General features: G+C 35.2%; 14 protein-coding genes and 1 tRNA gene. 9 read left to right on the forward strand and 6 right to left on the reverse strand.

The features are described 5' to 3' along the window. The first annotated feature begins 254 nt into the window (after positions 1–254). The 5 genes from JM172_RS11145 to JM172_RS11165 all read left to right on the forward strand — a co-directional run bounded on the left by JM172_RS11145 (position 255) and on the right by JM172_RS11165 (position 6,040). A complete protein-coding gene (locus tag JM172_RS11145) occupies positions 255–2,003 on the forward strand; it encodes an ABC transporter transmembrane domain-containing protein (protein WP_214482374.1) in 1,749 nt (582 codons plus the stop codon). Positions 2,004–2,005: 2 nt separating this feature from the next. Further along, positions 2,006–3,793, forward strand: a complete 1,788-nt coding sequence (locus JM172_RS11150) for an ABC transporter ATP-binding protein (RefSeq protein WP_214482375.1) — start codon at positions 2,006–2,008, stop codon at positions 3,791–3,793. A gap of 116 nt (positions 3,794–3,909) precedes the next feature. Beyond that, a complete protein-coding gene (locus JM172_RS11155; protein ID WP_214482376.1) occupies positions 3,910–4,617 on the forward strand; it encodes a cytochrome c biogenesis CcdA family protein in 708 nt (235 codons plus the stop codon). Positions 4,618–4,795: 178 nt separating this feature from the next. Then, a complete protein-coding gene (locus JM172_RS11160; protein WP_214482377.1) occupies positions 4,796–5,152 on the forward strand; it encodes a response regulator in 357 nt (118 codons plus the stop codon). Positions 5,153–5,563: 411 nt separating this feature from the next. Then, positions 5,564–6,040: a CcdC family protein gene (locus JM172_RS11165; RefSeq protein WP_214482378.1), complete on the forward strand. Its 477-nt coding sequence runs from the start codon at positions 5,564–5,566 to the stop codon at positions 6,038–6,040. Between the two features lie 219 nt (positions 6,041–6,259). On the opposite strand, the gene JM172_RS11170 is transcribed toward JM172_RS11165, so the two are convergent. From JM172_RS11170 to JM172_RS11180, 3 genes are all read right to left on the reverse strand, one after another. Next, a complete protein-coding gene (locus tag JM172_RS11170; RefSeq protein WP_214482413.1) occupies positions 6,260–6,685 on the reverse strand; it encodes a DUF2621 domain-containing protein in 426 nt (141 codons plus the stop codon). Positions 6,686–7,169: 484 nt separating this feature from the next. Beyond that, entirely contained in the window at positions 7,170–7,376 is a 207-nt protein-coding gene (locus tag JM172_RS11175) for a KTSC domain-containing protein (protein WP_214482379.1), read from the reverse strand. 716 nt (positions 7,377–8,092) lie between these two features. Next, positions 8,093–9,169 carry a cytochrome D1 domain-containing protein gene (locus JM172_RS11180; RefSeq protein ID WP_214482380.1) on the reverse strand — a complete coding sequence of 359 codons (1,077 nt, stop codon included), beginning with the start codon at positions 9,167–9,169 and terminating at the stop codon, positions 8,093–8,095. 340 nt (positions 9,170–9,509) lie between these two features. On the opposite strand from JM172_RS11180, the gene JM172_RS11185 reads away from it, so the two are divergent. Further along, positions 9,510–10,568: a cytochrome D1 domain-containing protein gene (locus JM172_RS11185; RefSeq protein WP_214482381.1), complete on the forward strand. Its 1,059-nt coding sequence runs from the start codon at positions 9,510–9,512 to the stop codon at positions 10,566–10,568. 83 nt (positions 10,569–10,651) lie between these two features. Further along, positions 10,652–10,894, forward strand: a complete 243-nt coding sequence (locus JM172_RS11190) for a hypothetical protein (RefSeq protein ID WP_214482382.1) — start codon at positions 10,652–10,654, stop codon at positions 10,892–10,894. A 174-nt stretch (positions 10,895–11,068) separates the two neighbouring features. On the opposite strand, the gene JM172_RS11195 is transcribed toward JM172_RS11190, so the two are convergent. The 3 genes from JM172_RS11195 to JM172_RS11205 form a co-directional block, all read right to left on the reverse strand. Continuing rightward, on the reverse strand, positions 11,069–12,124 hold the full coding sequence (locus JM172_RS11195; protein WP_214482383.1) for a cytochrome D1 domain-containing protein: 1,056 nt from the start codon (positions 12,122–12,124) through the stop codon (positions 11,069–11,071). Positions 12,125–12,400: 276 nt separating this feature from the next. Next, positions 12,401–12,655, reverse strand: coding sequence for a hypothetical protein (locus JM172_RS25645; RefSeq protein WP_483297252.1), 255 nt, complete (start codon positions 12,653–12,655; stop codon positions 12,401–12,403). A 296-nt stretch (positions 12,656–12,951) separates the two neighbouring features. Then, positions 12,952–13,048, reverse strand: a tRNA-Sec gene (locus tag JM172_RS11205). A 634-nt stretch (positions 13,049–13,682) separates the two neighbouring features. Here JM172_RS11205 and JM172_RS11210 point away from each other — a divergent pair. Then, positions 13,683–14,015, forward strand: coding sequence for a DUF4257 domain-containing protein (locus JM172_RS11210; protein ID WP_214482385.1), 333 nt, complete (start codon positions 13,683–13,685; stop codon positions 14,013–14,015). Between the two features lie 74 nt (positions 14,016–14,089). Then, complete coding sequence (locus tag JM172_RS11215; protein WP_214482386.1) at positions 14,090–14,293, forward strand: hypothetical protein; 204 nt, start codon at positions 14,090–14,092, stop codon at positions 14,291–14,293. The last annotated feature ends 84 nt before the right edge of the window (positions 14,294–14,377 follow it).

Genomic DNA, 14,377 nt, shown 5'->3' on the forward strand with positions numbered 1-14,377 from the left:
TAATGAAGATGGTCTGCAAATAAACTGTTATGAAGTTTTCGTATATGTTAGATTATTCATACATATTATTTCTTTGCAATACTAATAAACATTATTTTTAATGTTTATGTATATGTACATACCTTATCATAGTAAATATCAAGCACTTTCTCACTGAGCGATGAAATCTTATTGGTGAAGAGGGTGAGGCAAGAGACTTAACTTAGTACAGCGATTTTCAAGCTTACTTGACTGAGTTCAATGGGGGACAAAAGATGAGTGTTTTTAAAGACTTGATGTGGTTTTTTAAAAAAGAAAAAAAGTCATATATTTTTGGAATTCTCGTGTTGTGTATAGTAGCTATGCTGGAACTTGTTGCGCCTAAAGTAATTGGGATTGTTGTAGATCATATTAATGATCAGACGTTATCTATTAATCTCTTATTAAAGTGGATGTTGTTACTAATTGCGGTTACTATTATAGTTTATTTTCTCCGTTTAGTATGGAGGATGATGATTTTTGGATCTTCAGTAAAGCTGGCTAGGTTGTTACGAAACCAATTATTTGAACATTTCACAAAAATGTCTCAATCATTTTACCAAAAAAAGCGTATAGGTGACTTAATGGCACATGCTACAAATGATATTCAAGCCATTCAGCAAACAGCGGGTGCGGGAGTATTAACACTTGTCGACTCAGTAGCTACTGGTGGTTTTGTATTAATTACGATGGCAGCCACGATTAGTTGGAAATTAACATTAATTAGTCTAATACCTTTGCCTTTTATGGCATTAGCAACCAATTTTTACGGAACATTATTGCATAAACATTTTCATAAAGCACAGGAAGCTTTTTCTTCTTTAAACGACAAAGTTCAAGAAAGCATTAGCGGGATAAAAGTTATTAAAACTTTTGGACAAGAAAAAGAAGACAATGAGGCATTTTTTGAACAATCTGAAGACGTCGTCAAAAAGAATGTAACTGTGGCTAGGATTGATTCGCTGTTTGACCCTACTATATCTCTCATTGTTGGACTATCTTTTCTCTTGGCAGTTGGGTTTGGCTCCAGATATGTCCTACTAGGTGAGATGACATTAGGAGAGTTAGTTTCATTTACGACGTATCTAGGTTTACTTATATGGCCTATGCTGGCTTTTGGTTGGCTGTTTAACATTGTGGAAAGAGGAAGAGCATCATATGACCGTGTGTCTAATTTATTATCTGAAAAAATCGACATTGCCGATGATTCAATAGATAGTAAGAAAATTCCTTCTGGTCATATTACCTATGATATTAATAGCTTTACGTACCCTAATGAACAGCAAAATGTTTTACATGGAATTAAATTTAAACTACGAAAAGGAGAAACAATTGGTATTGTAGGTAAAACGGGTGCAGGTAAAACAACTCTTTTAAAGCTCCTTCTACGAAAGTTCGATAAATATGAAGGGGAAATCTTATTTGGGGAACATCCTATTGAGAAGTATTCTTTGCATGAATTACGTAGTGCCATAGGTTATGTGCCACAAGATCATTTTTTGTTTTCAAGTACAATAGCAGATAATATAGCCTTTGCTAAACCAGAAGCATCAATATTTGAAATACAGCATGCAGCAAAGCTAGCTCATATTCATGAAGACATTATCGGATTTACACATGGTTATGAAACAATAGTTGGAGAAAGGGGTGTTTCATTATCAGGTGGACAAAAGCAACGGATAGCAATTGCACGGGCCTTATTGATGGAACCAGAACTTCTTATTTTAGATGATTCTTTATCAGCCGTAGATGCGAAGACAGAGGAGAAAATTCTTTCGTCTCTAAAAGACAACCGTAACGGCAAAACAACAATGATAACATCTCATCGATTGAGTGCTATTCAACATTCAAACCTCATTATAGTTATAGATGAAGGTAGAATTATGGAACAAGGGACTCATGAACAACTAATGAATCAAGCTGGCTGGTATAAAAAGATGTATGTTACTCAGCAATTAGAAGCACTTGTTGAATTTGGAGGATAAACATGGATAAATCAATTTCTGCTAAAAAGCAGCGTCAAGTGTTGTTTCGACTGCTTTCGTATACGAAAGCCCATAAAAAATCTTTTGTCATTGCATTTACTTTATTAATAACTGCAACAACAGCTGATATCATCGGTCCAATCTTAGTCAAAATATTTATTGATGACTATTTAACGCCACAAAATTTAGAATATGGACCGATTCTATTGTTGGCAATTGGATATTTAGGTTCCATCTTGGCTAAGGTCATTATTCAATATTTCCAATTATTAAAGTTTCAGCAAATAGCACTAAAGATTATTCAGCAATTACGAATTGATGTATTTAATAAAGTGCATCAACTTGGTTTATCGTATTTCGATAAAACTCCTGATGGGAGCATTGTTTCTAGAGTAACGAATGATACAGAAGCAATCAAAGATATGTTTGTAAGTGTGTTAGCAACTTTCGTTCAAAACGGTGTATTTTTAATTGGTATTTTCGTGGCTATGTTTTTATTAAATGTCCAATTAGCAATTTTTTGTTTAGTCCTTATTCCAATTATCTTTCTTATTATGAAAACTTATCGTCGTTACAGTTCTAAATATTATCAAGATATGCGTGAAAAGTTGAGTCAGTTAAATGCTAAACTAAATGAATCCCTTCAAGGTATGGCAATCATTCAAGTTTTCAGACAAGAACGCAGATTAAGAGAAGAGTTTGCTCATATTAACGAAGGTCATTTTCGTGCGGGAATGAAGAATATTAAATTAGATGGTTTGTTATTACGTCCAGCTATAAACGTAGTTGCTACATTGGCATTAATCCTAGTGCTTTCTTATTTCGGGATAATTTCAATGGATGGACCTATTGAAATTGGAGTACTGTATGCATTTATTAGCTATTTAGACCGTTTTTTTGAGCCTGTTAATGAGATGATGATGAGATTATCACTTTATCAACAAGCCATTGTTTCAGCTGATAGAGTATTCAATTTAATGGATGAAAATGAACTAGCACCTGAAAGCGATAGCGATAACAATCCTTTGATCAAAGTTGGCAATATTGAGTTTAAAAATGTTAGTTTTTCTTACGATGGTAAACAAGATATCTTAAAGAACATTTCGTTTACTGCAAAAAAAGGAGAGACAGTTGCTTTGGTTGGGCATACTGGTAGCGGGAAAAGTTCGATCATCAACCTGTTAATGAATTTTTATCAATTTAATCGAGGAGATATTCTTATTGATGGAGTATCTATTAGAAAATATAAAAATAAGGAATTAAGGTCTAGTCTTGGCCTCGTCCTTCAAGACCCATTTTTATTCGTTGGTACGGTAGCTGATAACATCAAACTGAAAAATAATTCTATAAAAGAAGAGGATTTGAAAAAAGCTGCACAATTTGTCCAAGCTGATTCATTTATTGATAAGCTACCGAATAAATATAATCAAGAAGTAGTTGAAAGAGGGTCAACATTTTCTAGTGGTCAACGTCAACTCATCGCTTTTGCAAGGACAATTGCAACAAACCCAAAGGTACTTATACTTGATGAAGCAACCGCAAATATCGATACTGAAACTGAGGAAGCCATCCAAGCTGCATTATCTAAAATGAGAGAGGGTAGAACGACAATAGCAATTGCTCATCGACTTTCAACAATCCAAGACGCAGACCAAATTCTCGTTCTCCATAAAGGTGAGATTGTTGAAAGAGGTTCTCACCAAGAGCTTCTTCAATTAAAAGGCCTATACTATAAAATGTTTATTTTACAAAATGGTCAATCTGATAAATTAGAAGAAATAGTATTTTAAGGAAATCATGAACAGAGATAGTAAGTTCGACACAAATATGTCACAATTTCAAATGAGGATTTACCTCTTTTATTTGCTAGAATATAAAGAGAATCTACTACGTAGGAGTTGTTTAAATGGCTGATGTTAACATCTTTCTAGCATTTGGAGCTGGTTTTTTATCTTTTATATCGCCTTGTTGTTTGCCATTATATCCAGCATTCTTATCATATATCACCGGTGTTTCTGTTGGAGAATTGAAAGATGAAAATACCAAATTAGCAAAAAGAAGCTTATTACATACAATATTTTTTCTACTTGGTTTTTCAGTAATCTTTGTTGCGATAGGATTTGGTACATCATTTATTGGAGAATTTTTTATTAACTACAAAGATTTAATAAGGCAAATTGGTGCCATATTAATTGTTTTCTTTGGTCTAGTTATAATTGGAGTCTTTAAACCTAAATTTATGATGAAAGACGTAAAGCTCGAATTTAAAAATCGTCCATCTGGTTATGTAGGATCTTCTTTAATTGGTATGGCATTCGCAGCAGGTTGGACACCTTGTACTGGTCCAATCCTTTCAAGTGTATTAGTGCTAGCTGCAGCCAATCCCGGTTCAGGAGTAATATACATGACTGCGTACTCTTTAGGTTTTTCAATACCATTTTTAATCCTATCCCTTTTCATAGGAAAAATGCACTGGATACGCAAACATAATGTAACCATTATGAAAATTGGTGGATTTATAATGATAGTCTTTGGAATTATGTTGTTTTTTGACTTAATGACGAAAATAACGATTTATCTTACGCCATTTTTTGGTGGTTTTACAGGGTTTTAACTTAAGAGGAGTGACGGGGACTTTTGTTCCCGTTAATTTTTTAGACGGTCATTTTATAATAAATGAGGACTTTCATATCACAACAAAAGTATTGAAAAAATTGTGATTTTTCGATAAAGTATATGATGTTACGACTTTTTGACTATAGAGCTATTAGAGTCGAGGGGAGAAGAATTGTATGGCAAGAGTATTAATTGTTGATGATGCGAAATTTATGCGTATGACACTTGGAAACATAGTAAAGAAAGCACACCACGAAGTCGTTGGTGAAGGTGAAAACGGGAATGAAGCGATTAAATTATACGATGAATTACAACCTGATTTGGTAACTATGGATATAACAATGCCTGGTATGGGTGGAATTGATGCAGTTAAAGGAATTAGACAAAAATATCCACATGCAAAAATTATTATGTGTTCAGCGATGGGACAACAAAAAATGGTTGTTGAAGCAATAGAAGCAGGTGCAAAAGATTTTATTGTTAAACCGTTCGATGAGGGTCGTGTAATAGAAGCTATTAATCGAGTTATTTAAGTCGATAAAATGTTTAGGTTTCTGTTGACGTAATTTGGTAATAAGGAATTAACGACACTATCCCTAAAGTTCATGCTTTTCTTCTTTACAACTAAGCTCCATTCAGAAAAGTTTTTGCTATTATTCATAAAATTTGAGCAGTTGGTCTTAAGAGTGGCATAAATGCTACGAGCGATTGATATAATCGTGTTAGCTCTAAGGATGTAAAGTCGCGGAAATCACCTAATTTAAAGACGATAGCATAGAACCTCATTTTGATGTTCTAGACGATCGCAACATAAGTTAAAAAAAGCTAATGTAAAAAACCATTTAAGAAAAGACTTAAATGGTTTTTTTATTTATCTACTATCGTTTATAATGATGATTACGTATAATAAACTTTATAGATAAATAAGCAAAGGATTGATTTGATTGATTTACGCTTCATCAATAGTTGCAATTTTAATGGCGATTGCTGTCATCTTAATTAGAATGAAAGCGGCCAAGAAACCTACGAATGTTAAAAAAATAGTATTACCACCAATATTTATGAGCACGGGGGCATTGATGTTTATCCATCCGATGTTTCGTGTTTCTTCAGCTGAATTGATAGAAGCATTGACGGTCGGGGCTCTCTTTTCAATACTTTTAATTAAGACTTCTAAGTTTGAAGTGAGAGGGGAAGATATATATTTAAAGAGATCAAAAGCTTTTGTATTCATTTTAATAGGGCTACTTATCATAAGAATCATCTTTAAATCATACTTAAGCACACAAATTAACTATGCTGAGTTAAGTGGTATGTTTTGGATTTTAGCTTTTGGCATGATTGTACCTTGGCGTATTGCAATGTATTTTCAATATAGAAAGATTTATACATCAAGGTTAGCCACGAACGAATCGTTATAAACTTGCAAATTTTGAAGAGCTTTTAGCATAGGTCTTGTCAAAAACGGTTACCAAAATAGAATCGATTTTGATGAAATTAGTGATGATAAGGTGCATAAAGCACCGTTTACTCTTAATATGAAAACAACAAACAATGATAGCAAACGTAAAAATAGGCTGTTCTCAATTAAAATGACCTTTAAAGGGAGCACTTTAATTGAGTCAGCCTATTTTAATGTGTTAAAAAAAACTTTCGTACGGTGTTAGATCAATTTGTTTTTCTCGTAATGTGCGAACTAAAAATTTATGATCTCTCTTAGGTGTTGCTAAAATATACCCCTTAATGACTAGACTTTGTGTAATTGAGTTTGCTTTTTCCTCTAATGCTATTTCACCAATTTTCCCTGCAATCTTTTGGCGGGCAACATCCCTAAAAAGTTCAGGTACTGGCTTAACTAATTCTTCTAATAAAGCTTTTTGGTCATCAGGCCACAAGTGATACGTTTTTTCAATATAATAATCTTGCCAATCCAATTCGGATTTACCATCCTCTTTCGGAAGTCTTTTGAAGAATTTGCGGAACATGAAATAGCCTCCGATTGCAAACATGCCAATAAGAAAAACAACCCAAAACAGAATAAACCATAAAAACCAACCAGTTAACATCTTTTTCACCTCAAAAAATTCTCACGTTCATAACATCAAAATTAATATTATTATTGTTTGAGCTATAAAGCAACAAATTCTATGAAAATGTTTTAAATAACATTTCGACATTAATTGTAACAATTTTCGTACATTAAAATATAAAGTATATGTTAAACGTATACCTGATTATATAAATTAATGGGAGAAGCATCCTTGTGGCAAGATCTATATGTATAGTGTTTTCTCTTTGATTGTGTTGTTTTGAATTTTCTACTATTAAAACGATGGATTTAGAAGTAAAAAGAACAAAGTTTATAAAAAGAGCAAAAAGAAAAGTTCCGCAAAAACTTGTTTTTTCCATTGTTATTGATAAAGAGGAATACATAACATGGGAAAATCTATACATACTGTTCTCGTGTCTCATCTAAAATATTACAGTGTAGATCTTTGAGAGGAACAAGAAATAACTACTTGTATAGCAGTTATTTCTCATATATATGATTTAAACGATACAATAACGGTATGAATTTTTAATATGTTTTGTAAAATATCCATTTTTTGAAGATGCTGCCATAAAGTTTCTGTATACTTCGCTGGGAACTTCGTAGTAGTCACAAGTAATATATTTAAATTTAAGCCTTAAAATCATCCCGTTGTTATCATATCCCACTGCTTCAATTTTTGATGAGTTTATTGCTTGTAGCTGCATGATATCACCTCTTTACAGAATATACATAATAAATAAAAATTGTGTTACTTTAGATGTAAAATGGTAACTGATGCAGTTTATAAGTCATATATATTTTAAGCACTCTATTTGTCGTTTGCTGCACTGATTCTCAAAGCTAGAATGTAGTTTTTCAAAAAAATGTATTATAGGCTATGTTTGTTTATAGAGAAAAGCAAAATGAAACAATAACAGCTCATGGGAGGGGAGATTAGATTGAAGTTATTTAAAGAACAGCGTCATCTATGTAATGTAAAATATACACAAATGTTGACTATAAATTAAGATATTTACCCAGTTTAATACTAAAGTGCAAACAATATAAAAGGAACTATCATTTCGACCACGTCAGATTTGTAGAAGATTGAAAACGACGAAATTAGCACGCATTAAGTTCTAACGGTATCAATCAATCAGCACAAGGACCTCACACCTGTCTAAAAATAAGCTCAATAGCGTCATACAGTTCGAATGAGAAATGGTTAGAGGAGGTGTGTATGAGTCATACGATGACCAAAAAGAAATTGTGTGGGTAAGGAGGTATTCTGAATGGAGAACGGTTGGAGGTACGGTGTATTAAACACCAAATGTTGACGATGCATATCAGATCTTGGAGAATAAGAAGTAGGTAAGCGGGGAACTTTACTCCTCAATCAGTGAAAACCTCCCCAAATTAACCCCGTTCGTAATGAGCGGGGTTAATTTGGCGTGAAGGCGATAGCAGCTGGGTTCGTATCAACGTCAACGGTTGCGATTACAGTATGGTTTTTTACGTCTATTACTGATACAGTTCCATCGATGTCATTTCCCACGTATGCTAATTTTCCATTTGGCGTGAAAGCGACAAAACGTTGAGGTTGATCATTATTGCCCACTTGAATAATAGTGATAACCGAGTGTGTTTTTATGTCAATAACTGTGACAATATTTCTGTTCCTAGTAACTACATAAGCCAGTTTTCCGTCAGGTGTAATATCGATGCTGTTCGGCGCATCTCCGGTACCAGCAATAGAAATTGTTTTAATAACAGAATGAGTTTTTACATCAATGACAGAAACTGAACCCACACCATTTGGATTTGAATTTACAACATATGCGAGTTTCCCATCAGGAGTAAAAGCTACTTTGATAGGTGCTATTCCAACTACAACAGTAGCTATGACCGAGTGTGTTTTTACATCAATAACCGATACGTTTTCGGAAAATCGGTTCGTTACGTAGGCAAGTTGTCCATCTGGTGTTATCTCGATAGAATTCGGTCTGTTATCTACTGGCACAGTTGCAATAACCGAGTGTGTTTTTGTATCAATGATAGACACACTACCTGGTGTAAAGTCATTAAGAACATAAGCGAGTTTTCCGTCTGGAGTAAAGACAAAATCATCTGGTACCATATCTGCCTGTATAGTAGCTATGACAGAGTGTGTTTTTACATCTATGGCAGTTACGATATTTCCTCCACTTACAGTTGCATATGCGAGTTTTCCATCCGGTGTAAAGGAAATTGCATTTTGTGGGACAAACCCTATATTACTTCCTATTTGCACGGTTGCAATAACTGAATGTGTCTTCGTATCAACGACAGATACTAAACTAATATTATCTATGTTATCTAAAATTAACACATAGGCGATCTTTCCGTCTGGAGTAATAGCGATATTAGCATTAGCTGGAAAATTTATAGAAGGAATGGTTGCGATTACGGAGTGAGTTTTAGTGTCTATAACAGTTACATTTTCATTCTGTGACATACTCACAACATAAGCCAGTACCATCGTACCGACCTCCTTATATACGTTTTGTTTCAGTGTATGCGTAATTTCATCCGTTAGAATAAAAAGCCCCGTTCTTATTGAGCGGGGTAAATTGCTTATATAGCAAGGTGAAGCATTCTCTCTCGATCTTTTTCGCGTGCTCAATCACATTTTAACCGCATTCTTAGCCCACTCATTCACAAAGTTGTCTGAGCCATTGGCTATGATGAAGTTTAGGATTAATTGGGCTTTAGTAGACTTAAACCGTTTATGTATAGGCTCCTTTACGGATTCAAAAAATCACTTTGATCTTTAAGTTAGCATACATTGGTAAAAACGATTGTAAGGAGGTCGGTACGCTATGGTACTGGCTTACGTTGTTAACGAAACTTCAACCGGTAATGTTTCTGTGATTGATGTGAAGAAACATAGTGAGATTGCAAGGCTTACAGTTAGTGGTTCCCCTACCAATATAGCGATCACACCGGATGGAAAGCTTGCGTATGTTACGAACGGTGGTTTCGGTACTAATTCGGTAACAGTCATCGATACTAAAACACATTCTATTATAGCAAGAGTACCGGTCGGAAGTAGTCCGGTTGATGTGAAATTTACACCAGATGGGAAATTAGCATATGTCGCAAATCAAGGGATATTTAGTGTTCAGACTGATAACACTATTTCCGTTATTGATGTTAAAACACATTCCGTAATTGCGACTGTTACCGTGGGAGACGCACCCGGGAATATTGCTATTACGCCCGATGGGAAGTTTGTCTATGTATCTAATGCTATGGATCGTAGAGTGTCAGTAATTGATACAAAAACACACGCAGTTATCGTGACGTTGTCAGTTAACGACTTTCTGAATACAATTGCAATTACCCCAGACAACAAGCTTGCTTATGTTTCGAATTTTAGCGAACCAGGCATTGTTTCGGTTATAGATATTAAAACTCATTCGGTCATCGCTAACGTGGCTGTGCCAAATTCTACGCAAGATGCCGCAATTACCTCAGATGGAAAGCTTGCTTATGTTGTGAGTGAAAATCAAAATAATATAGGGACAGTTTCAGTAATTGATATAAAAACTCATTCAGTTATAAATACGACTCAAGTAGGTAACGTTAATAATCGACCCGATAACGTAAAAATTACACCGAATGGTAAATTAGCGTATGTAGTTACTCGAAATGGAAATACCGTCACGGTCATTGATACTAAAACCCATTCAATCATAGCGGTAGTCAGAGTGGGTAGTCAACAACGTTTTGTTTCTTTTACACCCGACGGAAAACTTGCTTATGTGGGGAATAATGGTAGTAATAATGTTTCAGTAATTGATGTAAAAACGCATTCAATAATCGCAACTGTCCCAGTTGGCTCTAATCCAGTTGCTATCGCTTTCACGTCGCATTAATATAACCTACTTAAACTAAATATAAGCTCGCCATCGACGGCGGGCTTTTTCGCGTGTACTAAAACGGAAAGGAGGATGATCTTATGGCGTGGGAAAATGGCGAATGGCTCGAATACGACCGACGACAGCACAAAATTGAAGAAATAAACGAAATTATTTCGTTAATTGACGCTGAGTATAATTCGATTCGAAAAAGGATGATGTTGCGCAACTACTTAACGATTGGCAAGATTACCCGGAGGCAGTTGTACGGGCATTTTGTCGCCATGTTGGGTACGAGTATAAGCCGGCTGAACCAACGCAATCAGCCTACGAACAAGAATTAGCGGAAGCTGTTGCGTGGGCGAAAGCGGAAGGTATATCGAATGGTGAACGGATAGAGGAGGCGTGTACGAGGGCGCAAGTGGTTACGATGTTATAATAATAAATAGGTTAGCGGAGAATACTACGGAACAATCGGTGAATACCTCCGCAAAAAAGCCCCGTTCAAATGAGCGGGGTTAATTCGGTGTGAAGGCAATAATGAGGGGTTCCGAACCTACTGGTATGGAGGCAATGATAGAGTGAGTCTTAACGTCAACAGCTGTAACTATACCCATGCCAATTGTGTTTGGGAAATACGCTAATTTTCCATCAGGGGACAAAGCTATAAAAAGGGCGGTGCCGATTACAAAACCAGTAATTATGTTAGAAATGATAGAGTGTGTTTTAGTATCTATAACACTGATAGTATTATTATTATTGCTACCGGCAACAGAAACATAAGCGAGTTTTCCATCCGGTGTTATAGCGACATCAAACGGAATGCCACCAACCTGAATTGTTGCAATCACATTATGCGTCTTTACATCAATGACGGAAACGGAGTTACTTGCTTGAGGGCCAGTTCCAGCGTTAGTTATATAAGCGAGCTTGCCGTTTGTTGTAAACGCAATTTTAAACGCCATAAGTCCTATAGTAACAGAAGCAATTACGGAGTGTGTTTTTGTATCAATAACGGAGACAATAGAAGGGTTATTTCCATTAGAGCCAGCTACATAAGCAAGTTTCCCATCAGGTGTAAATTTGACATCTTGTGGAAATCCATCAACATTTATAGTCGCAATAACAGAGTGCGTTTTAACATCAATAGCGGATACAGTACCCGGTGCGGCCGAATTTGTCACATAAACCAGTTTTCCGTCGGGTGTAACTGAAATAAAAAATGGGCCATCACCAACATCCACAGTAGTAATCACACTGTGCGTTTTCACATCAATGACAGAAACTATAGTATCTCCTCGTCTCGTCACATAAGCGAGCTTACCGTCAGGTGTAATTTCAACGGAAGTTGGAGCCGCACCTACTTGAACATTAGCAATAATAGAATGGGTTTTCGTGTCAATAACGGAAACAGTAACATCACCGCTATTAGTTACATAAGCGAGCTTACCATCAGGAGTGAAGGATATATCTCGAGGGTTTGCACCGACTTGCACCGTAGCAATCACGCAATGGGTTTTAGTGTCTATAACAGAGACAGTACCATCGCTTAAATTCGTTACATAGGCAAACATCTTTGTACCGACCTCCTTTGTTAATTAGTTTTTTCAAATGTATGCGGTAATTTCCGTCCTGAGAAGTAAAAAATCCCCGTCCATAATTAAACGGAGTCAATTGCTAGTTCAGCAAGGCGAAGTTTTATCCTTAACCGCATTCTTCGCCGGCTTTAAAATGAAAGTCAACAATCATACGAGGATTAAAAACGCAAAGTGTAAAAACATCGTCTAAATCGGCATGAGTTTCGTCCTTTACAGCGAGGTATATACTTAATCATCAATCACACCTATCATTCACTTAACTTCCTCACTTGTATATGCTTCTATTATGTCTATCGGCGCTTTAATTGGTTTAAACCGTTTATGTACCGGCTCGTCTATCCAACCTTTTTCTTCGTACGCATAGCGCACAAATACCCTCATAGTTCTGACTCGAATATTAATATAAACTGGCGCTAGTTCCATCTCCTCAATCATGTGCGCAATCCAGCTGCAAAATAATTCTGTCGTCATTTCCTCGCGTGGAAGATCAGTTTCAGCATACCGCATAAAATATTCGTAGTGAATGTAGTATTCGTCGATAGTTCTATTTGTGAGTCCTTCGGCTTTCTTGAGATACATAAATTGTTCGAACATCTCGCTCATTGACATCGATAAATCTACGCGTTCTCTTGAGGAATTGTCGCGATTGTATCTTCTCGTAATAGTTTTTTTACGCATAAAAATAGCCCCTTTCAATTTTTGAAAGCGGACAGTTTCATCGCCAGACTGTAACGGTTTTTCATTACGGATGATCATACCAGTCTTTCTTTAATCACTAGAAACCCTTATGCCGTAATGTGTATTGGCGGGACTGCATGGGAATCGAACCCACCAAAGACGACACGCGCCTCTCAAACGGTTTTGAAGACCGTGGCACTCACCAGATGTACACCCAGCCCCACATTGATAAAGTTTAGATTATTAATAGTAATTTACGAGTAACATTATACAATTCACTACATAATATCGGCAAGAGAAATTTTTTGCATATATTAATTTAATGGTTAATAGATTAACTCAAGGAACCTGATAATTATATATTAATAATAATACTAGTGATTAATTGAAGGATGTTAATTAAGGTATTTGTTCCAACAATATATACACTAGTACTTGAATACTATAGTAAAACAAGAGTTATGCAAGTACATATTCCTATTTTTATAATTATAAGATAAAAAAGGAAAATAATGTTTATATATATGTTATGATAATAAATAATAATATAGCCTATTAAAGGACAGTGAACAAGCTTTAGAAACGTTTGAAAAAGACTGAAAATTAAGAAAAATAAGATCTACTTTACTTTTATTACTCCAATAAATTCAATCCCCAATATATTTATTAAAATATCTACCCACTATTAAAACTATTGCTTCCAATTTCTATCAAACCTATATTATGCAATTGAATATCGAATTAACTCTTTATTAACTGCTATCTATGCAGTCACATGCTTAGGTTTTGTAAAATTGTAAAGGAAGTTAAATGGAATTTTAGTGCTTTTACAACTAAAAGGAGGTTGAGGTGAGAAATGCTACTTGAAACCGTGTTAATTTCGGCGATAGTAGGGGGAGTTACGGGAATTATTGCCCATCTCATTCGTAATAAAAGAGTTCTCATCTTCCCCAAAAAAAGGACACAGCCAAAAGGTTATGATGTTGGTTTTATTGCGGATTTTTTAATAGGTTCAGTGGCTGCAATATTAGCCACAACATATTTATTTTCACCGTGTAATGTTACAGATTTAGTCGGTATTTCAATATTATCAGGAATGGCAGCTGAAAATATATTATTACATCGAGAAATTAAAACAGAGAGAACAAAAGTGGATGGACTTGAACGTGTTAAAAAAAGGTTAATGTAGTCGCATGAATGATCTAACGGTTAAAGGTTTTTATGATATAATAGCAGTACTGATAAATTAACGGAGGTCTTTTCATGCGAGGATTAGCAAAGCATCTAACTGAAGCAGAGAAAGAGCAGGTTGATGGGCTAACAGAAAAAATGAAGAATGCCTTAACAGAAGAAGAAGTACAGTATTTTGAAAACAAGATTCATGATCTACTAGATGAAGTTGAAAAACGTGCAACTAACCAAGATATGCAAAGGGCAATAGAAGAACAAGCAGCTACCATTGCGTAATAAAATGTCATGGCATATATCAAGTATTCGAGTTCTGACACTCAAAAATTATGCCTTTAAGATGGTGTGATTAGTAGTTTTTTC

The sequence above is a fragment of the Bacillus sp. SM2101 genome (assembly GCF_018588585.1).
Classification (GTDB): domain Bacteria; phylum Bacillota; class Bacilli; order Bacillales; family SM2101; genus Nanhaiella; species Nanhaiella sioensis.

What these genes read in the sequence shown, in the direction of transcription:
- JM172_RS11145 (WP_214482374.1), top strand. Translation starts at nt 255, where the DNA reads ATGAGTGTTTTTAAAGACTTGATGTGGTTTTTTAAAAAAGAAAAAAAG.
- JM172_RS11150 (WP_214482375.1), top strand. Translation starts at nt 2,006, where the DNA reads ATGGATAAATCAATTTCTGCTAAAAAGCAGCGTCAAGTGTTGTTTCGA.
- JM172_RS11155 (WP_214482376.1), top strand. Translation starts at nt 3,910, where the DNA reads ATGGCTGATGTTAACATCTTTCTAGCATTTGGAGCTGGTTTTTTATCT.
- JM172_RS11160 (WP_214482377.1), top strand. Translation starts at nt 4,796, where the DNA reads ATGGCAAGAGTATTAATTGTTGATGATGCGAAATTTATGCGTATGACA.
- JM172_RS11170 (WP_214482413.1), bottom strand. Translation starts at nt 6,685, where the DNA reads ATGTTAACTGGTTGGTTTTTATGGTTTATTCTGTTTTGGGTTGTTTTT.
- JM172_RS11175 (WP_214482379.1), bottom strand. Translation starts at nt 7,376, where the DNA reads ATGCAGCTACAAGCAATAAACTCATCAAAAATTGAAGCAGTGGGATAT.
- JM172_RS11180 (WP_214482380.1), bottom strand. Translation starts at nt 9,169, where the DNA reads ATGGTACTGGCTTATGTTGTGAGTATGTCACAGAATGAAAATGTAACT.
- JM172_RS11185 (WP_214482381.1), top strand. Translation starts at nt 9,510, where the DNA reads ATGGTACTGGCTTACGTTGTTAACGAAACTTCAACCGGTAATGTTTCT.
- JM172_RS11190 (WP_214482382.1), top strand. Translation starts at nt 10,652, where the DNA reads ATGGCGTGGGAAAATGGCGAATGGCTCGAATACGACCGACGACAGCAC.
- JM172_RS11195 (WP_214482383.1), bottom strand. Translation starts at nt 12,124, where the DNA reads ATGTTTGCCTATGTAACGAATTTAAGCGATGGTACTGTCTCTGTTATA.
- JM172_RS25645 (WP_483297252.1), bottom strand. Translation starts at nt 12,655, where the DNA reads ATGCGGTATGCTGAAACTGATCTTCCACGCGAGGAAATGACGACAGAA.
- JM172_RS11210 (WP_214482385.1), top strand. Translation starts at nt 13,683, where the DNA reads ATGCTACTTGAAACCGTGTTAATTTCGGCGATAGTAGGGGGAGTTACG.
- JM172_RS11215 (WP_214482386.1), top strand. Translation starts at nt 14,090, where the DNA reads ATGCGAGGATTAGCAAAGCATCTAACTGAAGCAGAGAAAGAGCAGGTT.